Source organism: Sediminibacterium sp. FW305-C-269 (assembly GCF_058231045.1).
This window is the reverse complement of sequence record NZ_JBIQXQ010000001.1, coordinates 621530-647067: the sequence shown is the minus strand read 5'-3', so window position 1 is coordinate 647067 and position 25538 is coordinate 621530. Positions and strand designations below refer to the sequence as shown.

General features: G+C 46.7%; 21 protein-coding genes. 10 read left to right on the top strand and 11 right to left on the bottom strand.

The features are described from left to right. Positions 1 to 2: 2 nt before the first annotated feature. The 5 genes from ACH3Y6_RS02805 to ACH3Y6_RS02785 form a co-directional block, all read right to left on the bottom strand. Positions 3 to 1325 (bottom strand): sugar MFS transporter, encoded by a 1323-nt coding sequence (locus tag ACH3Y6_RS02805; protein ID WP_490834052.1) that lies wholly within the window; start codon positions 1323 to 1325, stop codon positions 3 to 5. A gap of 54 nt (positions 1326 to 1379) precedes the next feature. After that, positions 1380 to 2147 carry a glucosamine-6-phosphate deaminase gene (locus tag ACH3Y6_RS02800; RefSeq protein ID WP_490834051.1) on the bottom strand — a complete coding sequence of 256 codons (768 nt, stop codon included), beginning with the start codon at positions 2145 to 2147 and terminating at the stop codon, positions 1380 to 1382. Further along, on the bottom strand, positions 2144 to 3268 hold the full coding sequence (locus tag ACH3Y6_RS02795) for an acyltransferase family protein (protein WP_490834050.1): 1125 nt from the start codon (positions 3266 to 3268) through the stop codon (positions 2144 to 2146). The genes ACH3Y6_RS02800 and ACH3Y6_RS02795 overlap by 4 nt, the downstream gene beginning before the upstream one ends. 216 nt (positions 3269 to 3484) lie before the next feature. Beyond that, positions 3485 to 4828 carry a Gfo/Idh/MocA family protein gene (locus tag ACH3Y6_RS02790; RefSeq protein WP_490834049.1) on the bottom strand — a complete coding sequence of 448 codons (1344 nt, stop codon included), beginning with the start codon at positions 4826 to 4828 and terminating at the stop codon, positions 3485 to 3487. 28 nt (positions 4829 to 4856) lie between these two features. Continuing rightward, positions 4857 to 5879, bottom strand: coding sequence for a Gfo/Idh/MocA family protein (locus ACH3Y6_RS02785; RefSeq protein WP_490834048.1), 1023 nt, complete (start codon positions 5877 to 5879; stop codon positions 4857 to 4859). A 201-nt stretch (positions 5880 to 6080) separates the two neighbouring features. Between ACH3Y6_RS02785 and ACH3Y6_RS02780 the strand changes: the two genes are divergently transcribed. The 7 genes from ACH3Y6_RS02780 (at position 6081) to ACH3Y6_RS02750 (ending at position 13045) form a co-directional block, all read left to right on the top strand. Next, entirely contained in the window at positions 6081 to 6821 is a 741-nt protein-coding gene (locus ACH3Y6_RS02780; protein ID WP_490834047.1) for an outer membrane lipoprotein-sorting protein, read from the top strand. A 1-nt stretch (position 6822) separates the two neighbouring features. Continuing rightward, complete coding sequence (locus tag ACH3Y6_RS02775; protein WP_490834046.1) at positions 6823 to 8040, top strand: ABC transporter permease; 1218 nt, start codon at positions 6823 to 6825, stop codon at positions 8038 to 8040. A gap of 10 nt (positions 8041 to 8050) precedes the next feature. Next, positions 8051 to 9265: an ABC transporter permease gene (locus ACH3Y6_RS02770; protein WP_490834045.1), complete on the top strand. Its 1215-nt coding sequence runs from the start codon at positions 8051 to 8053 to the stop codon at positions 9263 to 9265. A 26-nt stretch (positions 9266 to 9291) separates the two neighbouring features. Further along, positions 9292 to 9999 carry an ABC transporter ATP-binding protein gene (locus tag ACH3Y6_RS02765; protein WP_490834044.1) on the top strand — a complete coding sequence of 236 codons (708 nt, stop codon included), beginning with the start codon at positions 9292 to 9294 and terminating at the stop codon, positions 9997 to 9999. Between the two features lie 43 nt (positions 10000 to 10042). Further along, positions 10043 to 11152: a hypothetical protein gene (locus ACH3Y6_RS02760; protein WP_490834043.1), complete on the top strand. Its 1110-nt coding sequence runs from the start codon at positions 10043 to 10045 to the stop codon at positions 11150 to 11152. A gap of 161 nt (positions 11153 to 11313) precedes the next feature. After that, complete coding sequence (locus ACH3Y6_RS02755) at positions 11314 to 12030, top strand: 3-ketoacyl-ACP reductase (protein ID WP_490834042.1); 717 nt, start codon at positions 11314 to 11316, stop codon at positions 12028 to 12030. Positions 12031 to 12559: 529 nt separating this feature from the next. Then, the gene (locus tag ACH3Y6_RS02750; protein WP_490834041.1) at positions 12560 to 13045 is read left to right on the top strand and encodes a hypothetical protein; all 486 of its coding nucleotides are present in this window, start codon (positions 12560 to 12562) and stop codon (positions 13043 to 13045) included. A gap of 247 nt (positions 13046 to 13292) precedes the next feature. Here the strand turns inward: ACH3Y6_RS02750 and ACH3Y6_RS02745 are convergent, their stop codons facing one another. Beyond that, entirely contained in the window at positions 13293 to 14210 is a 918-nt protein-coding gene (locus tag ACH3Y6_RS02745; RefSeq protein ID WP_490834040.1) for a lipid A-modifier LpxR family protein, read from the bottom strand. A gap of 81 nt (positions 14211 to 14291) precedes the next feature. After that, positions 14292 to 14831 (bottom strand): Crp/Fnr family transcriptional regulator, encoded by a 540-nt coding sequence (locus ACH3Y6_RS02740; protein WP_490834039.1) that lies wholly within the window; start codon positions 14829 to 14831, stop codon positions 14292 to 14294. Positions 14832 to 15115: 284 nt separating this feature from the next. Between ACH3Y6_RS02740 and ACH3Y6_RS02735 the strand changes: the two genes are divergently transcribed. Together ACH3Y6_RS02735 and ACH3Y6_RS02730 are read left to right on the top strand one after the other, a co-directional pair. Beyond that, the gene (locus tag ACH3Y6_RS02735) at positions 15116 to 16000 is read left to right on the top strand and encodes a pirin family protein (protein ID WP_490834038.1); all 885 of its coding nucleotides are present in this window, start codon (positions 15116 to 15118) and stop codon (positions 15998 to 16000) included. Positions 16001 to 16002: 2 nt separating this feature from the next. Continuing rightward, entirely contained in the window at positions 16003 to 16407 is a 405-nt protein-coding gene (locus tag ACH3Y6_RS02730) for an OsmC family protein (protein WP_490834037.1), read from the top strand. Here ACH3Y6_RS02730 and ACH3Y6_RS02725 read toward each other — a convergent pair whose 3' ends face one another. After that, positions 16408 to 18315, bottom strand: coding sequence for a PI-PLC domain-containing protein (locus ACH3Y6_RS02725; RefSeq protein ID WP_490834036.1), 1908 nt, complete (start codon positions 18313 to 18315; stop codon positions 16408 to 16410). Between the two features lie 151 nt (positions 18316 to 18466). Between ACH3Y6_RS02725 and ACH3Y6_RS02720 the strand changes: the two genes are divergently transcribed. Next, the gene (locus tag ACH3Y6_RS02720; RefSeq protein ID WP_490834035.1) at positions 18467 to 19909 is read left to right on the top strand and encodes a hypothetical protein; all 1443 of its coding nucleotides are present in this window, start codon (positions 18467 to 18469) and stop codon (positions 19907 to 19909) included. Between the two features lie 96 nt (positions 19910 to 20005). Here ACH3Y6_RS02720 and ACH3Y6_RS02715 read toward each other — a convergent pair whose 3' ends face one another. The 3 genes from ACH3Y6_RS02715 to ACH3Y6_RS02705 all read right to left on the bottom strand — a co-directional run bounded on the left by ACH3Y6_RS02715 (position 20006) and on the right by ACH3Y6_RS02705 (position 25018). Next, complete coding sequence (locus ACH3Y6_RS02715) at positions 20006 to 21235, bottom strand: serine hydrolase domain-containing protein (RefSeq protein ID WP_490834034.1); 1230 nt, start codon at positions 21233 to 21235, stop codon at positions 20006 to 20008. 172 nt (positions 21236 to 21407) lie between these two features. Further along, positions 21408 to 23633, bottom strand: a complete 2226-nt coding sequence (locus ACH3Y6_RS02710; RefSeq protein WP_490834033.1) for a monovalent cation:proton antiporter family protein — start codon at positions 23631 to 23633, stop codon at positions 21408 to 21410. Between the two features lie 242 nt (positions 23634 to 23875). Next, positions 23876 to 25018: a SusE domain-containing protein gene (locus tag ACH3Y6_RS02705; RefSeq protein ID WP_490834032.1), complete on the bottom strand. Its 1143-nt coding sequence runs from the start codon at positions 25016 to 25018 to the stop codon at positions 23876 to 23878. Between the last annotated feature and the right edge of the window lie 520 nt (positions 25019 to 25538).

Here is a 25538-nt window from a genome sequence, read left to right as displayed (position 1 = left end):
GATTAAGGTTTCCACCTCCTGATACGGTGACCGTATACTGCATAAAATACAAGATACAGATAACAGGGCAAGAGTACCCAGTAAGCCGTACGTACATCAAAAAGATCAGCCATCCATCCGTACACCAGCGGTAAGATAGCGTTACCACAAAGTCCCATGATCATTACCGAAGCCCCTATCTTGGTGAACTTACCCAGACCGTCCAGCGCCAGGGGCCAGATACCCGCCCATACCAGCGAATTGGCCAGTCCCAGCAACACCACAAACCAGATAGAAATATCTGCCGTATGTCCGAGAAAATGTACCTGTCCGTTGGCAAAAACGATCAATAAGGTCAGTAAGGTTCCCAGCAGCGTACAGAACCTGAGTGCATTTACCTGGCTCACATACGCCGGGATACAGATAATGCCCAGCACATAACCACAGATAGTAGCGGCCAATGTATAGGAAGGGAAGGTTTTGGCTTCCATCAGCGGTATCTGCATAGAGTTGGCATAACCGATAATGGTATCTATGGCAATCACCTGTGTCCCCACATGCAAAAAAATACCAATGGCCCCCAGTACCAGGTGCGGGAAATCGAAAATGGTGTTTTTACCCGTATTGGCAGCCGCCAGTTCTTCGCTTTCGTGTTCGGTATCAATTTCCGGCAAAGGAGAGAACCGGACCAGGAAACCCAATGCCAGTAATACCGAACCCACACACAGGTAAGGAACCATCACACGCCTTACCAGCTCATCCAATGCTGTGGCTTTTTCTGCTGCACCCATACTGCCCAGTTCTGCAAATAGATGGGTATCGGTGGCTTTTAAGATTACCGCAGCAAACACCAGTGGTGCAAGAATACCGGCACCCTTGTTAAAGATACCCATGATGCTGATGCGCTGTGCCGCACTTTCTTTGGGACCCAATACCGTGATATACGGATTGGCCGCTGTTTGCAAAACAGCCAAGCCGGCACCGATAGTGAACAGTCCCATCAGGAAAATTTCATACGTCCGCGTTAACGCAGCAGGAACAAAAATGAATGCCCCCAACGACATGATCCAGAAACCTGTCATCATGCCTTTTTTAAAGCCGGTTCTCTTTAACAGGTAAGACGCTGGCACCGACATAATAAAATAAGAGATGTAAAAAGCGAATGTAACCAGGTAAGCCCTGAAATGAGTCAGCTCACAGGCGATCTTGAAATACGGTATCAGGATCGCGTTCACCCAGGAAACAAACCCGAAAATAAAAAACAGGATGCCAATGATAAAGATAGAGACCTGTGTTTGCCGCTTCGACAAAGAACTTACCTGCACAACAGTTTTTGGATCACGCATGATGTAATTTGTTTTCTTATGAGAGCCGGTCCCCGGTTTTCCAAAGAGGCCTGGTTATTTTGTTTTCTTACTGGTTAACAGGGAGGCAGACGCTGTATCAAGATAAATGGAACAGTTGGTATGATTCCGCAGAATGCTGGCGGGGTATCGGTTGCTGATCGGTTTTTCCAGGCAGTTCCTCACCGCTTCAGCTTTTCTTTGGTCCGGAACAGAACAGATGATCTGTCTGGCTTTCATGATCTGGTGTATCGACATGCTGATGGCCTGCCTGGGTACATCGTTCATGGTTTTAAACCAGCCTTCGTTAAACTGTTGTTTACGGCAGGCCTGGTCCAGGTCTACAATGATATACGGATCCCGGGTGTCAAAATCAGCCGGAGGATCGTTGAAAGCCAGATGTCCGTTTTCACCAATACCTACCAGGGCAACGTCAATACGGTGGCGCCGAAGTAAAGCATTGAGACGTTTACATTCTTTAATAGGATCATTCTCCCCGTTGATCAGGTGCGCTGCTTTCAGCTTCGGCACTTTATCCAGAAACCTTTCTTTCAGGTATTTCCGGAAACTGGCTGGAGAAGTGATGGGAAGACCAATGTATTCATCCAGATGAAACATGGTTATTTGTGACCAGTCGATACCCGGTTCTGCAATCAGCCGGTTCAGTGTTTCAAACTGACTGGTGCCTGTTGCCAGAATAATTTTGGCCTGTCCTTTTTTAGCGATCGCTTTTTTAATGGCAAGCGCTGCTTCTTCACCGGCAGAATTACCCAGCGAAACGGGATCCTGCAGGTGATGTACCCTGATAATTTTTGTCAGACTCATACCCTTAAAAATATTTTTTTGCGATACAGGATATAGAGGAATACCCATTTTACCAGTATCATACACAAACTCAGTGTTACCAGGTTATACGGCTCGCCAACCCATTCGGTCAGCCATTGAAAAAAACCATTGACCGTATATCTCCAGTTGATGAATTTTCCGGAGATATAAATGAGGATCGAGTTCATACCGATCACTTTCAGAAAAAAAGCCCAGCGCTGGTAACCCAGAACATCTATCACATAATAAAACAGGGACATCAGCAGTAAGCTCAGGCCGGTGGTATGCATGACAAATGAGCTGGACCACATGTTCTTGTTAATAGGAAAATCAAGATTCCATACCTGCGCGATCAGCAGACACACACCCCCCACCAACGCCATCATCCAGGCTTTCTTTTGTTTGGTGATTTCCGGTTTCTTCAAATAAATACCGGTAATAATGCCCGCCAGCGCCGTACTCACGGCTGGTATATTATTGAAGAAACCAACCGTATCATGAATACCCAGTGACAATTTTCCCGGCAACAGGCTGCGGTCTACATAGGAGGCAAAATTACCTTCCATAGTTAGATCACCCGGAGGGAAACCCGGTGCAGACGTGAATTTTAAGATGAGCCAATAACCGATAAGTAAACCGGCGAACCAGGCAAACTGCAGTTTTTCTCTGGCATAGATATAGATGATATTGGCCAATACATAAGCAATACCGATCCTTCCCAATACGCTGGAAAAGCGGATATCAGCCAAAGGACGCAATTGCAGACCATTGTTAAACACCAGTCCCAGCAAAACCAACAAACAACCTCTTTTCACCACTTTCAGCATTACCTGTCGTCTGGTTTTCCCTTCCGATAAAGAACGGCCGATGGAATAGGGCGTCGATACTCCCGCCAGGAAAAGGAACAATGGGAAAATAAGATCATACACATGAAACCCGTTCCAGGAAGGATGTGTGAACTGGGTTGAAAGAGACTGCCAGAAGGGTGTTCCTGTGGCTTTACCCATCTGGTGAAAAAACTCATCAGCTCCGATGATCCAGAACATATCAAAGCCACGCAAAGCATCCAATGAATACAAACGCTGACTGATAAATTTTTCACCGGCTTCGTTAGTTGTCATGCATTTGGGTTTTAACTATCCATTCATTATCCTTCCTTACCCTCCTTGTCTCTTGCTCCTTGTTTCTTGTCCCTTTCATCTTTTCACCGCAGAGCCGCAGAGGACGGTGAGTTTACGCAGAGTGATAGAAACAATTCATCATTCCTTGTTCATCATTCCTTGTTCATCATTCCTTGTTCATCATTCCTTGTTCATTATTCATTATTCCCTTCTTATCTACACTTTCGGTTCCCATCCTTTTTCATACTCGCGGCTCCAGTATTTCATGGCGACAGAATCATTGAGGATATGGCCGTTGGTTGGGTCGGTATGCAATGTGCGGCCCGTGCGTTGTGCAATATTGCCCAGCTGTACCAGCAACGTGCTCTGGTGACCACCCACGATATCGGAATTCAGGGGTGTTCCTTTTTTGATGGCATCAAATAAGTTCTGGATATGGTATGCATCCAGTTCCTGTGCAGGGTCCGATACATTACGCGCATCAATATTCTGGGTGTTCTTTACTTCTTTTACCAGTTTGTTTTTCAAGTCGTGAATCTTGTAAGAGTTCCCACTTTCAATGGTGAGCGACCCGTTCTCCCCGTAAAAGATCACGCCTACACTGCTGCCTTCTACATTCCGGCTGTTACAGCTGCGGCCTTCCCAGCTGATCATTCCTTTATCTCCGAAAGAAAGATTGATGACCTGCGTATCGGGTGTTTCCCAATCGTCCTGGTAACGGTAGCGGCCTCCGGTAGAATTTACACTGGTAGGATAGGTAACACCCAGTCCCCATCGTGCCAGATCAACCATATGAGTACCATTGTTTAAAGCTTCGCCTGTTCCCCAATGCCAGAACCAGTGCCAGTTATAGTGTATCAGGTTATCGCGGTAGGGCCTGCGTGGCGCCGGTCCCTGCCATAGGTCGTAATTAAGCCAGTCGGGTACTGCCACTTCTTTGCCTTTGCCGATAGACGGCCGGTTATTGGTATACCAGGTTTTGGCATAGTAGGGTTTGCCGATCACTCCTCCATGCAGTTCTGCAATAGCGGCACTCACATTGGGCCAGGAACGACGCTGGTTACCCATTTGAAGTACCCGTTTATGTTTAGCTGCCGCTTTTACAAGCATTTCACCTTCATTGGGGTTATGGCTGCAGGGTTTTTCCAGGTATACGTCTTTTCCGGCAGCGCAGGCCAGCAGGGCGGCAGGCGCGTGCCAGTGATCCGGTGCAGTAACAATGAGCACGTCCACATCCTTATCCTCCAGGGCTTTTCTGAAATCGGGCGTATCCTTCGGCCGTTTCTGTTGTATGCTCTCTATGGCAGCGATACATTTGGTGCTGGCCCTGCTGTCTACATCGCATACATGCAGCACTTCGCAGTTATGCTGTGAGGCAAAATTTTTACCAACCGCCAGGCCACGGCTGTTCACACCCATACAGGCTACCGCTATTTTATCATTAGCGCCAATAATATTTCGGTAGCTACCGGCACTGAAGCCCTGCAACACCCCACCAAACGAAAAAGCCACCGAGCCCATGGAAGCTTTTTTAATAAAGTCTCTGCGGGAATTATTCATACTTAATGGTTTTAAACAAATCATTCGCTCATTCACTCATTGCCCCATACACATCCGCCAACACAACCGCTTTGCCACCATTGCGCCTGCTTTCATCTGCTGCTTCCATGAATGTGTATATTTCCAGGGTTTCTTCAGCACTCACCGGGGCAATGCCGGTCCTGAAAAACCGGATGATCTGGTCGAGCAGGTTGTCATACCCTTTAAATGGCCCCAATACCAGGTTCCCTTTTTCTCCATAGGCTGTTCCGCCATATTCGTGTTTGCCCGTACGCGTTCCGCGAAAAGTGCCGGTACGGCCATCGGACCAGGTTCCCACTACAATATCGGTATCGGGGGTATTTACACGTACCAGTTCTTTACAACCCATACCCATTACCGTATACAGAATCTCTACGCCATGAATTCCATACCAGAACAGATCGGGATGTGTTTTTTCGAGGGTGGCCGGACTATAGGTATCAGCCCCCAGCACTTTGCCGATCCTGCCCTGCGCCACTTCCTGTGCGGTTTCCATATAACGGAGCGAGGAGGAGGAGAACAGGGGTACTTTGTGTTTTTTAGCTGCCGCATAAATAGCGATAGCATCACGGAGCGATCCGGCTACGGGTTTGTCGATAAAAAAAGGTTTTACCGCTTTGATCACCTGCATGGCCTGTTCCAGGTGTGGCCGGCCATCGTTTGTTTCCAGTAAAATATAATCAGATTTGCTTAGCAGCTCTTCCACAGAAGACGTGATCTCTATACCCAGTTTCTTTATTTCTTCGGTATAACCGGGTATTCGTTTTACAGAAGATTCTATATCAGCACTCCCCCTGGGATAAGCCGTAGAAACCGTAAAGCCCTGGTAGGACGGCGAAACATTCGGCCCATTCAACGCTTTGGCAAAAGCAATACTATGTGATGTGTCTAAACCGATAATACCGATGCGTTTGGGATCCCCATCGGCCCCGGCTGCAAAAACACCAGAGACTTTACCGAGTAAACCAGCACCAAGCGCTGTATGGGTGGCATAACGGATAAAGCGACGACGGGGCAGTTGTTCGTTCATAGCAATCGGGATAATTAATCAGCCAATAAAATACGAAGAAGAACCTGAATAAAATGGTATTGGGCAGAGAAAACGAACGCAAACGATTTCGTACAGGGAGAGAAATAACTGCCTGCCGGGAAAAGCATTGCTTTTGAAATATAAATAAAACCGATAGTTCCCTGAGTATTGTTGTAAATTTATAAGACAATAGCAGATACCATGAGGTTATCTCTGACCATACTGTTTACCTGCTCTTTTTTTCTGGCATACACACAGTCGGCTACCGAAATCATACGGAAAGCAGATGAAAAAATGCGTGGCAAAACCTCCCAGGGTGAACTGATCATCAGAACCACCCGACCCAGCTGGAGCCGTGAAATGCGGATCCGGTCCTGGATGAAGGGTAACGACTTTGCACTACTGTTGGTGCAGTCTCCCCCGAAAGATAAAGGCATCGTATTCCTGAAGCGTAAAAAAGAAGTATGGAACTGGATGCCCATACTCGAACGCATCATCAAACTGCCGCCCTCCATGATGACCAACAGTTGGATGGGTACCGATTTCACCAATGATGACCTGGTAAAAGAATCTTCTGTTGTGGACGACTACCAGCACCGGTTACTGGCAGACACCACGATTGACGGGAAAAACTGCTACCGGCTTGAACTGATCCCCAAACCCAATACGGCCGTTGTATGGGGCAAACTGCTGGTGGTGATCGATAAAAAGGATTTCCTGGAACTCTACACAGAGTTCTTTGATGAAGAAGGCAAACTTACCAACACCATGCGCGGATATGATATCAAACTGATGGACGGGCGCTTGATACCCACCCGCATTGAAATGATACCTGCGGATAAAAAAGGACATAAAACAGAAATCATTTACCTCTCTGTGCAGTTTAACCGGAACATAGACGATACCTTTTTCTCTATCGAGCGGATAAAACAATTCAATTAAGATGTGGATCTTACAGCTGGCATGGAAAAACCTCTGGCGAAACCGCAACAGAACTACCATTACGATGGCATCCATCTTTTTTGCCGTTGTCTTATCCGTGCTGACCAGCAGTATCAAAACGGGAGTCTTCGACAACCTTATCAAAAACATGGTCAGTTTCTACTCGGGTTATATACAGATACACAAACAAGGCTATTGGGACGAACAGATACTCGACAATAGTTTTGAAAATTCCGCAGCCCTTGAAAAAAAACTGTTGCACGATACACGTATCACCGGTATCACCCCAAGGTTAGAATCTTTTGCGCTGGCTTCAGCAGGAAATATTACCAAGGGTTGCCTGGTAGTGGGCATTGATCCGCAGAAAGAAGACAGGATCACCCGGCTTTCCAACAAACTGGTTGCAGGAGAATACCTGCAGGCAGGAGATAATACCGTACTGGTGGCTGAGGGACTACTAAAAAGATTACAACTGCAACTGCATGATACCCTGGTACTGATTGGACAGGGTTACCATGGCGCCACCGCTGCCGGGAAATACGTGATCGGCGGCGTAGCCAAATTCGGTTCGCCGGACCTGAACGACCGGCTCCTGTATCTGCCGCTTGCTGCCGCTCAGGTGCTGTTCGAAGCTCCGGGTATACTTACCTCCTATGTGTTATCTATACAGGACCCCAAACAGGTGAACATGATCAGTACAGACACCCAGCAACTGGCAGGGAACGGATACGAAGTGATGAGCTGGGAACAGATGATGCCCGACATCAAACAACACATCAAAACCGATAGCTCCAACATGGTGGTAATACAATTGATCCTGTACCTGCTGATCTCTTTTGGCATTTTCGGCACTTTGCTGATGATGATGGCAGAACGCCGTTTTGAACTGGGTATGCTGGTAGCTATCGGCATGCGAAAAAGCAAACTGGCTTTATTACTCCTATGCGAATCGATCCTGACCGTGCTGGCGGGTTGTCTGTTGGGGATACTGGCCAGTATGCCCCTCGTGTGGTACCTGCAGAAACACCCCATCCGCATCACCGGCAATGCCGCCAAAGCCTATGAACGGTTCGGGTTTGAAGCCATTTTCCCAACCTCAACAGACAGCATCCACTTTATCAACCAGGGCCTGATGGTTTTGCTGATCGGACTGGTGTTATCCTTATATCCTGTGTTAAAAGTGATCCGTTTAAATCCTGTCATCTCCATGAAAAAATAAAACCATTACCGTGATATTCAGAATTGCCTGGCGTAACATATGGCGTAACAAAATCCGCAGCCTCGTTATCATGCTTTCGGTAGCGATCGGGCTTTTTGCGGGTATTGCTGTACTGGCGCTGTACAAGGGTATGATGAATGGCCGCGTAAGGACCGTTATCTATTCGGAAACCGGTCATATTCAGCTCCACCACAAAATGTTCAAGAATGATTATGAGGCCCGGTTCGTCATCAACGACGCTGAAAAACTGCTGCAGGAACTGCAGAAAAACAGTGCAGTAAAATATATTGCCGGCAGGACCATCACACAGGGTATGCTGGCCACCACTACTGGCAGCGCGGGTGTACAGATCAATGGCATTGACCCGGCCATGGAAAACCAAGTATCCGGCCTGTTGCAGAAAATCCGGTTGGGAAAAGGGTTTGAGCCCGGCAAAAAGAACCAGGTGCTTGTCGGTAAAAAACTGGCCGACAAAATGAAACTGAACCCCGGAGGTAAACTGGTACTCACTTTCACCGATGCAGACGGCAATATCATCTCGGCGGCTTTCCGCGTGGCCGCTATTTACCAGTCTGAGAATACTCCGATGGATGAACGCAACGTATACGTACAAAGATCCGAACTGAACCAGATGCTGAATATTGGTAATGATGCACATGAGATAGCCCTCATACTTCAACAGGATGCCGCAACCCTGACTGCCACACAACAACTGCAGCAACAATATCCCGACCTGTTGGTAGAGCCCTGGCAAAATCTTTCGCCCGAAACAGAACTGATGATCGATACGGTGGATATCACTTCCTATATCATCATCGGTATTATCCTGTTCGCTTTGGCTTTCGGTATTGTGAACACCATGCTGATGGCCATACTCGAACGTACACAGGAGATCGGGGTGATGATGGCGCTGGGCATGAACCGGCTCCGTTTGTTCCTGCTGGTATTCCTGGAAACCGTTTTCCTCACCCTGATCGGCACACCAATTGGTCTGGGCATTGCCTGGATCGTAACCGGTTACTACCACCAGAACGGCCTGAACCTGGAAAGCATGGGCAAAGAAATGATGAGCAATTTTGGTTTCAGCACGCTGATCTACCCGGAATTTCCCACAGAAAAACTGGCAGGTATCATGGGCATCGTTTTATTTACGGCTTTGGCATCCTGTATCTATCCGGCGCTGAAAGCCCTGCAGTTACGACCAATAGAAGCATTACGAAAATAAAATCATGATCACCCAAAATAACCGGCATGAGTACCGTAATTGACGCACATAATATTTCCAAGATCTATAATAAGGAAAACATTCCCGTGTATGCCATCAACAATGTACACCTGCACATTAACCAGGGAGAGTTCACCGCTTTGGTAGGACCCTCCGGTTCGGGCAAGACCACTTTGCTGAACCTGATCGGCGGACTGGACACACCCGATGAAGGAAGGATAGAGATCAACGGCATTGATATAACGGCTATGAGTCCCAACAAACTCATCGATTTTCGTTTACAAAATATCGGTTTCGTATTCCAGTCATTTAACCTGATACCGGTGCTCACCGCCAGGGAGAACGTAGAGTTCATCATGCAATTGCAGGGTATCGATAAATCGGCGAGGGAGGCACGCATCCAAACACTGTTCAGGCAGATCGGCCTCGAAGACAAGATGGATAGTCGTCCTTCACAGTTATCCGGTGGTCAGCAACAACGCGTAGCTGTAGCACGCGCGCTGGCTTCAAAGCCGCAGTTCGTGCTGGCCGATGAACCTACGGCCAACCTTGACACCGCATCCGCCTCGAACCTGCTCGATATCATGGCACTGCTGAACAAGGAAGAAAACATCACTTTCATCTTCTCCACCCACGATGCCAGGGTAATCGAAAGGGCGCGCCGCGTGATCACACTGGTAGACGGACGCATCACATCCGATACCGCAAAAGTGGATACACATGTACAGCATTAAGTGGCTTTTCATACTATTGTTTTGCAGCTGTTACCAGATTCTGATGGCACAGGATTCCTTATCGGCCACCCATCAGAAAATAAGTTTCAACGGATACGTCAAAAATCTCTCTTCCTATTCGATCGACAAACTGGGCCACCAGAATACATTCGGCAACCTGGTGCATAACCGTTTCAATGTAAAATGGAAACCCGCCGCCGTCATCAGTTTCGCCGCCGAACTGCGTAACCGGGTATTCTGGGGCGACCAGGTCAGCCGCATTCCCGATTTTGCCGGTCGCCTCCGCAATAGTAATGAAGCATGGAACCTGCAGAAAGCCTGGATCAGTAATAACAATCTGGTCTTCCATACCAATGTAGAGCGGTTATATGTAGACCTGAAAAAAGAGAAATGGCAGGCACGCATCGGCCGCCAGCGCATCAACTGGGGCATGGCCACCCTCTGGAATCCAAACGATATTTACAACGCCTATAATTTCCTAGACATCGACTATGAAGAACGACCGGGATCCGATGCCATCAGCCTGCAACACAAACTCTCTGATTTTTCACATATAGAGTTTGTGTACAGCAGCAGTGGTAAGCAGAAACAGATCGCCGCTGCACGCTATTTCCTGAACAGATGGAGCTATGATCTGCAGTTCATCTCCGGTATCTACCACGGAACCGCAACGCTCGGTATGGGTTGGGCAGGCAGTATTCAAGAGACAGGCTTTAAAGGCGAAGCACAATATTATTTCGCCGGGAAAGACTCGGCCAGTCAACTGAACCTGACACTGGCGCTGGACCATGCTTTCAAACACGGGTGGTACCTTACTGTTGGCGGACTGTACAACAGCCGTGGATTAAACCGGAACCTGAATAACCCCGGCGAATTAAATCTCAGCCTCAGCTCCAGAAATCTTATGCCTGCGCGGTTTAGCTGGTTGTTGGCAGGACGCAAAGAAATCAGTCCGCTCAGCTCTGCCAGCTGCACCATTGTATACTCACCGCAGCTTGACCTGCTCATTCTGTCGCCGTCCATCAGTTATAATATCTCCCCTCAATTGGATGCCGATCTTATCTGGCAATCCTTTTTTCTCCGTTACCAGGGCAGCTTCCAGGGATTACAGGATATCGGGTACCTGCGTTTTAAATGGAGTTTTGGTTGGTAGGGGTAAACAATGACAGAGAATTTACAAAGACACAGGGTGATGAGATGTAATTTTGCGTGATTTGTGAATCGTGAGTGGTGAGTGGTGAATAGGCAGAGAATCAACACTGACGACTCACGACTGACGATTCACAAATCACAATTCACCTGTAAATAAGATATATGCAATCATTACAAAATAAGACCGCAATCATCACAGGGGCGGGGAAAGGAATTGGGCGGGCGATAGCGCTTGCGTTGGCCAACGAAGGGGTAAACCTGGGCCTGGTAGCTCGTACAGAAAAAGACCTGCAGGCGGTAGCACAGGAAGCTGGCGCCCTGGGGGTAAAAACGGCAGTGGCCTCTGCGGATGTCAGCGATATCAATTCGGTAAATGCTGCCGTGGCAAAGATCCGGCAGGAACTGGGGGCCATTGATATCCTCATTAACAATGCCGGCACCGCGGCATTCGGAAAGTTCCTGGAGCTGACACCCGAGCAGTGGGAGAACCAAATTAAAGTGAACCTTTTTGGTGTATACTATACCACCCGCGCCGTATTGCCCGAAATGATCGAAAGACAGACCGGCGATATCGTGAACGTATCCTCCACCGCCGGTTTAAAAGGCGCACCGGTTACCAGTGCCTACAGCGCTTCTAAATTCGGATTGATGGGTCTCACTGATTCTTTAATGCAGGAAGTGCGCAAACACAATATCCGCGTAACCGCACTTACCCCGAGTACCGTGGTGACCGATCTGGCCAAAAGCGCCAACCTCATTAACAACAACGAAGACCGGGTAATGCACCCCGAAGATTTTGCAGAACTGCTGGTTGCCCACCTGAAACTGAACAGAAGAGTGTTTGTGAAAGATGCTTCTATCTGGTCTACCAACCCGTAAGTAAATCAACCAACTTCCTCACCCGCTTGCCTAAAACACCTTGTGCGAATTTTATACAAGGATGTTAGGCAAGCGGAGAATTTGACTAATTGATCCCTTATTTATTTACCACGTAACTTGTATCCAGCTACACAAAGCCGCACGTCAGCTCACCAACAACCCCCTGTTTCTGAATGATTATGAAATGCTAACGCAAACCCTTCGGGTCGCTGGATATGAAAACGGCTCCTTTTGAAGGAAATCTCTCCTGTTTCTGGTCGAGCAAATAAAAGTTTGTCTACCCTTTTCGATAGGTACCAGCCTTCGTGTAATCGCTAAACAGATTCGCTACTGTTCAGAAACTTCGTTGTATAAGGGTTATCTCCAGTGCCTGATTACACGACATTCATCGAATACCCAATGTAATAAACCCGGTTGAGCTGCAAGGGGGGTGTTTTTCCCCTATAAAATCAGGTATAAATACCCTATGAGAAAAAATTCCAAGTTGTTAAACTCGCAGTATTCAATTCATTTTTAAAAAACCAATCCTATGCCACAAAGCAACAAGATCTCCGGCACCCTCAGCGCTGGTGATAAACAGACCATTCTGCAGCAACTGGCTGTCATTCGCCAGCAACTCAGTCCTGTACTACTGTTTAACCTTACCCCCGATGACCGGGCAGGCATGGCCAAAATGGGTGATAAAAGCCTGGCTTTTGTACAAAAAGCGCTCGATTATGCCCAGAAAAACAGCGCTTTGGTACCTACGTACCTGGATGTTAGCGAAGCCAGCAAAGACCTGGCCCTGGTTACTGACCTGCGTGAGGTTGCACGTGAATTAAACGCTTTATGCCAGGCCGTTGAAGACACCCTGACCATGGCCGGAGCCGAAGCCTATGAGGCTTCGCTCATTTTCCATGCTTCGGTAAAAGGGGCCAGCCGCAACAATGTGGCTGGTAGTCAGGCTATTTATGAAGACTTGGTGAAACGTTTCCCGCGTGTTAGCCGTAAACAAGCTGCTACCACGCCTGCCTGAGTGCCCTGCAGCAGATATCAACAGAGCCACAGGGCACTTTTAGTGAGCTGCGGCTCACTGGTACTGAGCTACAGCTCTCCCAAACAGAGAAATGGCTCTGTTTGGGAGAGCTGTTTCTTTGTTAAACAGGGCCATTCCTCACATTATGCGAGACGCAGGGTTGTTTACACGGGCAGTGGCTCTCCCTTTATTGATCCTGTATTCAAAACCTTATCATATTTCTGAACGCTGAACCATCGGTGAGCAGTTATAACCGGAACACCAACTGCACTTCACCATACGAATGCGGATCGGCCTGGGCAAATTCTTTGGTGTTGCTATGCTGCGCCAGGGTAACCAGTAACCGGGGGGTATACCAGGAAACACCCACGCTGCTGCTGAATACATAGCGCGACATGTCTTTATGAGTCACTTCGCCCTCTTTCAACGGTGTGTTCCCGAAATCGGTACTGAACATTTTGTTTTTCAGCACATACGTTAGCTCCGGTCTTGCAAAAAAGTAGAAACCGGATCTTTTATGGAACAGTTCGGGATGTACCTGAAAACTGCCTTCATTAAAATTAAAGTCACTGTTGCCTATTTTCAGCTCGGTGCCCATGGTAAGCCTGTTGAAGATGGTGCCAAATTCGGTCCCGGCAAACGAACTGATTTTAATTCGGTTTTGAGTTACCAGTGCGCGTTGATAGTTCAGCTCAAACTGCAACAGCTGGCCCATATTCAATTCATAATCGCAACCCTGCGGTACGCGGTAATGGATCCATTTATGCACGGCCGTTTGTACCTCCCTTGCTCCGGAGTTCCGGCCTGTTGATCCGGATGAGACCTTATACGTAACTGCCGAAAGCGCGTTCTTGGCGATCACGGAACGGCTGTACGTAAAATACAATAAGCCCGTATACGGATAATCCCTGTTGGTAAGGTGCAGGTTGGAGATATCATCCGGTGTAAATAATTTCTGGTTGACAGACAGGTTCTGGATAACCCGGGGATTCTCTTTGTTCACCAGCGTAAGTCCCACAAAGATCCCGGCAGAATAGTACCGGTCTGTACCCTTGCCCCTGTAGTTGAGGAAATCGTTCTCTGTTTTAAAACTGAGATAACTCAATTTCTGGGTGTGGGCCGCTATATGAAAGAATAAAAAAAAGAAAAGTAACAACTGTTTCATAACCCTGTATTTTACTACAAAGTTCTTCTGCAGCAGGAGCAGTAACCAATAACCTAGATTAAGAAAACAGGTTGTTATGTGTTATTGGGAACGCAATAACTGTGTTCTCATTTTACTGAGGAACTCGGGCGTAACACCAATATATTCCGCAATCAGCTTCTGCGGAATTTCATTGATAAGAGAGGGGTACAGATTGCAGAAATTTTCGTAGCGCTGTCTGGCTGTAAGGCTCATATTATCAATCAATCTTTGACGGCTTCCTACCAGCGAATTCTCAGTAAGTATTCTGAAATATCTTTCCAGCTTGGGCACCTGGTCAAAAAGATCAAGCTGATCCTTTCTGCTGAGCAGGGCTATCTCGCTATCCGTAATAGCTTCTACTGTCAGGTAAGCGGGTTTTTGTGCAATAAAACTATACATATCGGTGATCCACCACTCGGCAGGAGCGAACTGCAGGATATGTTCAAAACCATTATCGTCTACCGAGTAGGAACGCAGGCAACCCGATAAAACAAATGCGACATCTTTTGCCACCTGGCCTTCCTGTATGATGGCTTTTTTTCTTTTCAATACCACTTGCCTGACTTTGGAAGAAATCAGATCGCACTCTTCTTTAGTCAAAGAAATGTGCCTGCTTAGATTGGTTATGACGTTGGTGCAGGTCATAGGCAAATATACAGATTTATACAGCGGCGCATGATTGTCGTGTATCGGATACTCTACGTAATGCATACTAAAATTTATATTGTGTGGTAACGCCAAAAACAAAATGTTTTTTCCGGCACTTACTGTTTTCAGGTAATACAGAGCCTGACAAAACAAGTTTCTGGTTCCTCGTCAATAATAACAGAACAGAATAAAACCTGTTGCACCGTTTTGTGTGTACCTTTATCAAAACACTTCCTATGTCCAACATCCAATTGATCATAGAAGAGCGCGCTGCCAATATCGGCAACTTCCTGGTGGGCCGTTTACTGCCATTCAGGGAAAAAAGAATGGTGGGTCCTTTCATCTTCATCGACCATATGGGTCCCACCAAAATGAGCGAGCGGGAGAATTTTGATGTACAACCGCATCCGCATATTGGTTTGTCTACCCTTACTTTTTTATTCGACGGCTCCATCATGCACCGGGACAGTATCGGCAATGAAATAGAGATCAAACCCGGCGAAGTGAACTGGATGACTGCCGGAAAAGGCATCGTACATTCAGAGAGAACACCGGAATACCTGCGTCATTCAGAAAAACACATGCACGGGCTTCAGATCTGGGTGGCATTACCCAAAGAGCTGGAAAACATGGAACCCAATTTTGCGCACGTTGATAAGGACCATATTCCTTACTGGATGGATGGAGATGTGAGTTATAAACTGATTGCCGGTGAAGTATTCGGCAGAAGATCGCCCGTGCCCGTATACAGCAAACTGTATATGCTGGAGATCAAAAGCAGCACGCGGCAGACCATCCATATCGGTCATGAACTATATGGTGAATCGGGACTCTATATTTTGGAGGGGTCGGTTGAAAATGAGGGTAACCGCTATGAACCCAAACAGATCCTGGTGGCCAAAGAAAGCAAACTCTGCAGTTTTACAATCGAAGCCCATACCACCGTTTACCTGTTTGGTGGCGAACCCCTTCCGGAAGAAAGGTTTATTGACTGGAATTTTGTTTCCAGCAGCAAAGAAACGCTTGCAACGGCCAGGCAGAACTGGATCGATCAGAAATTTCCCAAAATAACGGGTGATGATATTGAATTTGTTCCTTATCCTACACGTATAAAACCTTAAACATGGACAAAGTATCTTCTTCCATAGCAAAAGAACTGTATAAAATTGAGATACAATCTCCCAGTGGTAACCGGGTGATTGCAGATGAACCCATCGATAAAGGAGGCCAGGATCTTGGTTTCTCCCCCAAAGAGTTATTGATCGCCGCACTGGCCGCCTGCACCAGTGCCACCCTGCGCATGTATGCCGACAGAAAACAGTGGGACCTGCAGGAGGTGAAGATTGACCTGGACCTGGACAGGAACGACAGTGAGAACAAAACCTATATCAACCGCACGATCCAATTGATCGGAAACCTGGATGAGGAACAGCGTGCAAGACTATTAGATATCGCCAATAAATGTCCTGTTCACAAAATATTGAGTAATCCTATCGATATCCATACCACATTATTACCGGTGAGCTGATTAGTGATAAAGGTTGGTCCGCAACAGGTCAATACAATAATCGGTGATCCAGGCACCGGCCACATCCACATAAACAATATTGGGTCTGTTCTGCCGGTTAATGATCCCTTCTTTGATCCATTCATTCAGTTTTACCGGCAACCATTTATTGCCTTCGATCGAGTGATCGATAATGCTTTTATTCTTTCGGATCACATTAGCCAGCAGCATAACCCCATTCACCAATGGGTTGATTTTTTCGTCCTGAAATTCATTACAGATCACCGGTGCTTCATCGGCACTTTGTGTTATCTGCCAGTCGAGGCGGACCAGGTCATTTTTATTCAGGGTATTATTCAGCGAGATAAAAAAGTTCTTTTCCTTTTCGATCAGTTCATTCATCTTATTGGTAGCTGCATAGGCCCTTCGGAAATTGATAAAAGCGGTTGATGTATCTGTAATCGAACAGCTGGGAAAGCGATGATCGGTTTGGTCGGGTATCTCAAAGCTCAATATCACTTTACCGGCCAGCTCTCGTAAAGGCACATCACCGATCGTGATTGTATTGGCAACATAGATATGGTCTTGTCCGATCCAGTGTATCAGGCTGTCCTTCAAACCGGCCAGCGGTGTTTCCTTTTCACAGAAATGGCTGAATGTGGCCATCACGATCTCCTGCGGATTGGTTTGCAGGAATTTTTTGATGGCGGTCGCTATCGGATACAATCTTTCGCCAAAACCGCCACCCAGCGCTTCGTCCATGCAGTCGGAAGAACAATGTTTGGTGTACAGCATTTTATTAAATGTGCCGATACGCAGGTCGAACATACGGATACCACTATTCAGCTGGCTCTCTATATTCAGTTGCTGCGTAAGTGTGTTACACTCGTTGATGGTTCCTTTCTGCTGGCCTCCGGTAGCGGTTAACACACTCATGCCTGCATCGTGTGAGCCGGGTATCACGATATCCTTCAGTGTTTTGTTGCTGGTAGGTGGTTGTAACACCTGCTCCATCCACCTGGCAGGCTGGTAGGCAGAAAAATTACTGAGGTATAATTGGCGGTCCGGGCCTGTATAGGCCATCAGGAAATTATTCGCATCCACTTTACAGACCGATACCGGAAGATCTGTGGTAAAATATGGGGGCAGTTCCGTGTGTCCACGCGGACTGGCAAAACCCGCCCCCATTTTATAATACAGGCGGTTATCCTTTTTATATCCACGCCAGATATAGAACAGTTGATCAGAATTGTAGACCTGGTGCACTACCGGCGATACCTGCGTCTGTGAATTGCCTTTCGGTTTTGCTTCGGACCAGCTGTTCCGGGTTGCATCATAATCAGCAAAAAACAGCTGATCATTTTTTCCCTGCCAGCAAAAGCGTGCTACGTTGCTATTGATCGCCGTTACATGCGGGTAGTTCCTGGATCTTTCCTGTGGTATCTTATGAGGGTCGGTCGCCTGCAGCAATCCGTTTGCATCCACCCGGAACAATGCATATAATAAGGTCTCTTTGTTATCAGCATGTGTAGACAAAACCAGCTGTTCTCCCAACGCAGCACCATCGATCCCCAATGCAACTTTAATGTGATCTGTGAACAGGATCTCATGGATAGCTGAAGGATCAAACCCCTGCTCTTTTGTACGGACCAGGTATTGGATCCTTCCTTTGGGATTGATCCAGAAAAGGTATAGTCTGTCATGAAAAGGTTGCAGCAGGGGAGCGAAGGAAGAAGCCGACTCCGTTATGCGGATCACAGGTGCAGCAGCATTGGTGTCGTATTGTTTTCCCAGGTCGCTGAGCAGGATATTTCCGGTTGATCCGGCTTCTTTCCAGGCAATGAAATAGTTGCCCTCAAATCCAGTGATACTGGGCTCCCGGTCCGTTTGCTGATCACCAAAAATTTTAGCGGGCCTTGTAAAACTCAAGCCTTGCGCAATTGACGTTTTCTGAATGAAGAACGCCGATAAAATGAGCAGGATATGAACAATTTTAACCAACTTTGTCATAGCATTTATCAGTGAACTTTCACCTATTAAGTTACTGAAAAAAAGTCTCTCACGTTATAAATTCTTCGCCATGTTGAGAAAATATCTACTGGCTGTTCTGTCCCTCCTTTTCTCTTCAGCCTGTCTCACACAAGACGCCAATTACTGGTCAAACGCTTACGGACCCGGAGGTTTTATGTCGCCTGGTGCTGTTATCGCCAAGAATGGCGACAGCGGTGTTTTGTTTTACAATCCTGCATTGCTGGCTTTCAACACCAAAAATGCTTCCAATATCAGCGGCAGCATCTATAATTTTCAAACCACCAAGTTTAACGATGGTGCGGGATTAGGACTCGGCTTAAAAGCTACGTCAACCTATATCCTTCCGGTGATCGCCTCCAACACCATCTACCTGAAACTAAAGAAACCCATCACGCTTGCCTATGCCATTATGAATACTCCGGTGATGAAATTCAGCGCCTCGCAACGGAGAGATGGTATGGTAAACGTTCTGGATGAATCGATCAGCATGGGCAATGAGTTTTATGTGGGTCAATATGTGCACGCCAACACGGTAGATGAAACAACAGGATTACTGGCAGTTGGCAAATCCTTCTCTAAAAAACTGGCATTGGGCGTTTCGTTCGGTTTCACCAACCGTAGGCAGGAGTTTCATCACAACCTTACACTCAGCGTACTCAGTAATGACGCGTCGATGGGATTAGACCAGCGACTGGTATCAATTGAAGAGTATTATCTCGTGCACAGCAACGTGTTCAACCTGGGTATCAAAGCAGGCCTGTCTTACGAACTGGCTCCCAAACACCACCTGGGTCTGCTGGTGACAGCCCCATCCATTCACCTTTCCTCAAAAGCTGACCTGCTGGTACAATACAGCATCAACAATCTTCCGCTGGGTAATAACAAAGAAAAATTCCTGATCGCGAACAGCAAACAAACCAAACTGGCTTCCCGGTGGAAGACGCCTTTGAGTATTGCGGGTGGATATACCTATGATTACGGAAAGGGTAACCTGTATTTTTCAGCTGAATACTTTACGCGTATCGCCGAATACAGTGTTATCATACCCCGGAACGACTATTTTATCCGTCCTGATACAGGTATTGGCAAAGAGTTCACATCATCCATGATGCAGTTAAAGAACCTGAACAAATCGATCCTGAACTTTTCTGTCGGTGTCAGTTTTCCGCTCAGGGAAAGGATCACGGGTTATCTTTCTCTCAGAACCGATTATAATTATTCCGATACACGCAAGTTCCAGAATGAAGATGGCTACCGATCAAACACGGCTACCTGGGATATTTATCATATGCAGGTAGGGACCAACTTTAAAAAACGAAAATTTAACCTCAGGGCCGGACTGTTACTGTCCTATGGAAGAAAAAGTCAACTGGAACAGATGGTCAACTTCGACGATCCCTCTGTTGAAAACAATCTGGAAGGAAGTCTTAAAAAGACCAGTGCCACCCGTTTTGCTACAGGCTTGATGCTGGCTTACATTCATAATTTCTGACAGGGTACTGAAAGCAGATACCTGAAAAGAACAAAGGGCGCAGAAAACTCTCTGCCTCCTTTGTTCTTTTCACATCCACCTCCAACAACCGAAGAACTACTGTACGATCAGCCTTGCATTCATGCAGGCTTCGTCCAGCAGGTTGCTCAGCTGTTCAGATATGGTCGCCATTCCGCCCGACGTGTTCCAGGTATTGGTGAAGGCAACCACAGAAATATCTGCATCCGGGTCAGATACCATCCTGGATAAATATCCTTCGTGTGCGCCATTATGACCCCAACCCAGGTTGGGAACATAGAAAATACCACAGGCATACCTGCTTTCACCCAAAGGTCCGGAAGGATAGATCTTTAATACATTGTTCACGGTATTCAGGCTCAACACACCTTCGCCCCGCATCAGTTTTCGGATAAACCTGCAAAGATCATCCGGCGTAGTGATCAGGTTGCCCTCAGCAATATTCCCTGAAATATTTGAATTGGTGCACTCTTCCAGTGCCGGCATGTAATAATAGCCTTTAGCATAGGGCTGGGGTAATAAACGGTCTGTGCCCGTATACGGCATAGAAGAGTGATCTAGTCCCATCGGTTTGATGATCCGGTCTGTTACAAACTGGTTGTACCCCATGCCGGAAACTCTTTCAATAATTTTTCCCAGGATAGAATAGCCGGTATTGGAGTACTTGTGTTTTACCCGTGGCGCAGCATAAGATATCTGGCAGGTTGCCACCACACCCACCAACTCGTCAAAATTGAAATTATGGTTGGGATCGGTTTCCTGGATAAATTCGAGGTAACGCTTCCCTATATATGGTACAGCCGCCGTAACAGTTACCGGTATGGAATCATTGGTTACATCATACACGCCGGCACTGTGTTGCAACAGGTCACGGATAGTGATCTGGTCCCGGTACGGGATATTATACTGAAGGTTCAGCGGAACATAGGTCATTTTGGTGCCGGGGATCGTATCAATGATCTTTGCATCCACATTCAGTTTGCCCTCCTGTGCCAGCAGCAGTATCGCTGTTGCCGTAAATGCCTTGGTATTACTTGCTGCACGGAAATGGATCTGATCCGTTGTGCCGGCTTCCATACCGGATGATACAAAATAGGAACCGTTCTTAGAAATCACTTTCAACGCAAGGCCTCCCGGATAACCCGGATATTTAGCCTTATATTTTGTCATCATCAGGTCTACAGAAGACTGTAGCTTTTCCTGTAATAATGTTTCGGCTGCTGGTTCGGTCAGGGTCTTCTTGGTACAGGAAAACAACAAAGCCCCCCCGATCAATAGTGTGCTGAACAGCACAAAGAACTTTTTCATGACACATCGGTTTATAACAGGGTTATCGCAATATGCATACCCTGTCAGACCTATGAATTTACTTGATAACCTGCCGGTAATCAATGACATTCGTCATTGAATCGGCATACAGGATTTAGTAACATTATAGCTTACCTGCTGTCCGTAAACAGGCAACCAACTTTGCAGAAAATCAGGGATGATACAGTTGCTGGATCTTTCTACGGTTCCCTACAATCCATACGATATCGTCCCACTCCAGCCTCGTATGAGAGGATGGGTTCAGGATCCTTTCTCCTTTCCGTTCAATACCTACTACCAGTCCGTCAGTCTTTTCACGGATACCCGATTCGCGTATGGTGAGTCCCTTCAATCTGGTATGTTCATCTACCAGGATCTTATCCAGTTCCACCAGCCCTTTTTCGTCGGTGGCGCCCTCCTCAAACGGAACGATCAGTTGGCTGAAAGCCAGTAACTGCTGGTCCGTACCAATCACGCCAATATTGTCAAAAGGAAAGATCTGTTCGGTCCTGGATGGAGCAAACTTGGCGATATTACCCCGCTCAATAAATGCCACATTGATCCCGTATTTTTCACGCCATTGTAGCTCTTCCAGGGTCTTACCGATAAAATCCGCATGCGGACTGATCACATAACTTGTCAGGTGGGCATCCCAGGGAGACAGATAACTTTTGGTCCTGTTCTTTTCAAGCTCTTCTTTTTCGTGCAGGTTCTGCAGAAAACGGTCCTCGATACGGTGATAGAACACCTGCAATCGCTGACGGAAAATAACACCCACGATGATCATCACCAAAAAGGTTCCTGCAATGGTCACCGGAAGACTGAACAACTGCCGAAGCAGGAATCCGATCAGCAAAACGGTAATGATATTACGCGCGATCTCGATCATCACCAGCGGTCCTTTGCTGTATTTCTGGTCAAGCCACAAAGAGGCATACGTGCTTTTTTTCATTTTCTTCACTGAAATACCCCAGATAAACGGGGCCATCGCAATCAATCCAACTACTGCACAAATGATCTTAGTGACCAATAGATTCCCGATATAATCATTCAGGAAGGGTTCGGCAAATTTCACAATCAACAGGATCATGGCGATCATGATAACCCCATTCAGTATGATGGTTTGCAGATAAAACCGCAACAGCTTGCGCCAGTTGTTCTCAGTTTTGATGATCTGTGAGCTACTGCTATAAGTCTCCAGTGAGTTGATCCATTTAGGTGGCAGTATTTTCAAAAGCAGGTTGTACAGCGGTTCCGCCAGTTTAATCATATACGGCGTGGTGAATGTGGTGATCACCGAAACACCCACCGCAATCGGATACAGGTAAGAACTGGTCACATTAAATGCCACGCCCATGGAAGCGATGATGAACGAGAACTCGCCGATCTGCGACATACTGGTTCCGGCCTGCACCGCCTGTTTCAGGGAGCGGCCGGCAAACAGGGCGCCGGTGCTTACAAAAATGGTTTTACCCAGTATCACCGTAGCCGTGAGGATCAACACCGGACCCGCGTATTCCAGCAGTATCTGCGGATCGATCAGCATACCTACCGATACGAAGAAGATAGCACCGAACAGGTTTTTGACAGAAGTCACCAGGTTCTCAATCTTATGCGACTGTGTGGTCTCTGCCAGGATGGATCCCATGATAAAAGCCCCCAGGGCAGCAGAAAAACCGAACTGATCAGCCAGGGCAACCATACCCAGGCAAAGACCTATGGATACGATCAATAAGGTTTCGCTGTTCAGCAGTTTACCGGCGCGCTTAAAAAAAGAGGGAAGAAGGAAAATGCCCATCAAAAACCACAAACACAGGAAGAAGATCAGTTTCAGCAGTGAGAAAAAAAGTTGCGTTCCTTCAAACTGCTGGCTCACCGAAACGGTGGAAAGTATCACCATTAATAAGATGGCCACCAGGTCTTCTATGACCAGCACCCCCAGGACCAGTGTCGTAAATTGTTTTGTTTTCAGTCCCAGTTCATCAAAAGCCCGGAAGATGATAGTGGTGGAGGAAATGGCAATGATGCCGCCGAGAAAAATACTATCCATATTTGACCATCCCAATAACTGCCCGGCCATAAAACCCAGCAGCATCATAAAGCTCAGTTCGGTAACACCTGTAATGGCAGCAGAGCCGCCCACTTTCAGCAGCTTTTTGAAACTAAACTCCAGGCCCAGGGTAAACAGCAGGAATACCACCCCGATCTCAGCCCATATCTTGATGCCTTCAATGTCTACGATCGTGGGAAACAGCTTGAAATTCGGGCCTACCAGCAGGCCTGCAATGATATAACCGAGTACAACGGGCTGTTTGATCCGCTTGAAGAAAAGGGTGATCACACCGGCAGCGCCAAGGATCAATGCAAGGTCCTTTATCAGATTGGGTAAATGCGTCATTGTGCTTTTTTAATCAATAAGATCACTCGAATGGCATATCCGGATACAAAACAAACCATACTTGCCACTGTAACGAAAATACGACTAAGTATTCAGCTATACCAGCACACAATAGCGCAACAACCGTCTAAAAAACTTCATCCCTTTTGTACAAAATCCGCAGATCAGGAATACAAAAGGGCCACACTTCTGTGTAGCCCTGTAACCATTTTCCTATCTATGTAATACGCACAACCTATGCGTTATTCTTTACCAGTTACAAAAACATTAAATTGTCTGATCAAAGCACATCCATAGTTTCCTGCTGAAGACAGATTCAGATAAATGGTGTAGTAACCGGGGGTTGTTACTGTAAAATTCTTTCCGTTGGCAGAGGGTGTATTGTATCCATTTTTCGTTTCTTTTCCCATCGTGAGTGTGTTATCATCGTTTGCCCTGAACCTGAATTCGCCCACCTGCAGGGCAAGCGTTACCTGGTAGTTTCCGGTTACAGCATCGTATGTCATAACCGGATCTGCTTCATCGGTACTGGTTACGGCGGTTCCATGAATACCCCACTTGTCAATCCGGGTACAACTCCAGGTATTGTTGTTGGTGCTGGCTTTGATGAAATAGTTACCCGCATTGGCAGTAATGGAAAACAGGGTTCCTCCGAAACCAAATTTATTGGCGCCCAGATTGGTAAACGTATTGGTAATCTCCCATTTGGCTCCTTTCACAAACATGAATTGTGGGTTTTGTTTGGTGAAGTTGATGTATCCCTCATAGTCGCCGTCGTTTTTCGTACTTACTATTTGAGGCGCATTACTCAATTCCCAGTCCTGGTAATTACCCGGCACTTTCATGTATTGTGGATATGCATATTCTGTGGTAGGCCGGTAAGTGGTTACATTCAGCGAAATGGGTTCAGAATATACCAGAACATCATGATCACCATACAGGTCGGTTGCTTTTACCCTGAGTGCAATCCTGGTTGTAATACCAGCGGGGGTCAGGTTACTCAGTTTCTGATTCAGCTCTTTAACCAGCAGATCCAACTGACTGGCAGAAGTGTTACCCAATTCTATCAGTTCAGAAAAATTAGATGACACGGCAGCGGCTTCAATGGTATAACGCAGAGGATTATTGCCCGGCAAGGGAACCCAATTAAAACTGATGGCATTTTTATCCGCATTCGTTTGCTGTAAACTAACGCTCTCTACAGAACTACGGAACCCTGTAATGACGGTAGTTCCCTCTTTAATTTCACTATGAGGAACAATCGTTGCGGGAGTATCGACCTGCTTCTGGCAGGCGGTAAGAAATAATAAGGCAACTCCGATTAAAAAAAAGCCGGTATTTCGGGGGGCCTGTTTTGATTGGGTTTTGGGGGTAAGCAGCCTCATCAAATACAGTTTTGGTACAACTATCTATACATCAAGATGTATATTGATTACACTACAAAGAGACGACAACCCCCTTGGCCGGTGAATAGAGCGTGTTGTGAAAGAATAGTAGGAATCTAAGGCCCGGAGGGGTAAACAGAATGGCATGGGGCACATAGATATCAGAAAGATCTCCGGGTAAACATCATATAGAAGGCTTCGTAACCCTCGCAAAAAAGACCGTAGTGAAACACCTATAAAATTTCGAACTAAGCGGTCATATTTTACGTTAATCGCTGAAAATCAACAGATATTAAAAATACATTTTGACGAAAAAACAACATTTTGGCACTTTTTATTGCTTTTTTACTGCATTTTATCAATCGTTCAGAATAGCGCAGACGCTGGAAGAAAATCGTTGTCTACTGCCGGATATTAATCACCAGGGGCAATGAATAAGCGGATACCCGGATAACCACGATTATCGGTATAATGATGCCATCAAAGACAAGACAGGTAGTTAATACTACAAAGATTGAGA

Bases quoted from the DNA above. Each gene is read 5' to 3' on its own strand.
- ACH3Y6_RS02805 (WP_490834052.1), bottom strand. From the start codon at position 1,325: ATGCGTGATCCAAAAACTGTTGTGCAGGTAAGTTCTTTGTCGAAGCGG.
- ACH3Y6_RS02800 (WP_490834051.1), bottom strand. From the start codon at position 2,147: ATGAGTCTGACAAAAATTATCAGGGTACATCACCTGCAGGATCCCGTT.
- ACH3Y6_RS02795 (WP_490834050.1), bottom strand. From the start codon at position 3,268: ATGACAACTAACGAAGCCGGTGAAAAATTTATCAGTCAGCGTTTGTAT.
- ACH3Y6_RS02790 (WP_490834049.1), bottom strand. From the start codon at position 4,828: ATGAATAATTCCCGCAGAGACTTTATTAAAAAAGCTTCCATGGGCTCG.
- ACH3Y6_RS02785 (WP_490834048.1), bottom strand. From the start codon at position 5,879: ATGAACGAACAACTGCCCCGTCGTCGCTTTATCCGTTATGCCACCCAT.
- ACH3Y6_RS02780 (WP_490834047.1), top strand. From the start codon at position 6,081: ATGAGGTTATCTCTGACCATACTGTTTACCTGCTCTTTTTTTCTGGCA.
- ACH3Y6_RS02775 (WP_490834046.1), top strand. From the start codon at position 6,823: ATGTGGATCTTACAGCTGGCATGGAAAAACCTCTGGCGAAACCGCAAC.
- ACH3Y6_RS02765 (WP_490834044.1), top strand. From the start codon at position 9,292: ATGAGTACCGTAATTGACGCACATAATATTTCCAAGATCTATAATAAG.
- ACH3Y6_RS02760 (WP_490834043.1), top strand. From the start codon at position 10,043: ATGGCACAGGATTCCTTATCGGCCACCCATCAGAAAATAAGTTTCAAC.
- ACH3Y6_RS02755 (WP_490834042.1), top strand. From the start codon at position 11,314: ATGCAATCATTACAAAATAAGACCGCAATCATCACAGGGGCGGGGAAA.
- ACH3Y6_RS02750 (WP_490834041.1), top strand. From the start codon at position 12,560: ATGCCACAAAGCAACAAGATCTCCGGCACCCTCAGCGCTGGTGATAAA.
- ACH3Y6_RS02745 (WP_490834040.1), bottom strand. From the start codon at position 14,210: ATGAAACAGTTGTTACTTTTCTTTTTTTTATTCTTTCATATAGCGGCC.
- ACH3Y6_RS02735 (WP_490834038.1), top strand. From the start codon at position 15,116: ATGTCCAACATCCAATTGATCATAGAAGAGCGCGCTGCCAATATCGGC.
- ACH3Y6_RS02730 (WP_490834037.1), top strand. From the start codon at position 16,003: ATGGACAAAGTATCTTCTTCCATAGCAAAAGAACTGTATAAAATTGAG.
- ACH3Y6_RS02720 (WP_490834035.1), top strand. From the start codon at position 18,467: ATGTTGAGAAAATATCTACTGGCTGTTCTGTCCCTCCTTTTCTCTTCA.
- ACH3Y6_RS02715 (WP_490834034.1), bottom strand. From the start codon at position 21,235: ATGAAAAAGTTCTTTGTGCTGTTCAGCACACTATTGATCGGGGGGGCT.
- ACH3Y6_RS02710 (WP_490834033.1), bottom strand. From the start codon at position 23,633: ATGACGCATTTACCCAATCTGATAAAGGACCTTGCATTGATCCTTGGC.
- ACH3Y6_RS02705 (WP_490834032.1), bottom strand. From the start codon at position 25,018: ATGAGGCTGCTTACCCCCAAAACCCAATCAAAACAGGCCCCCCGAAAT.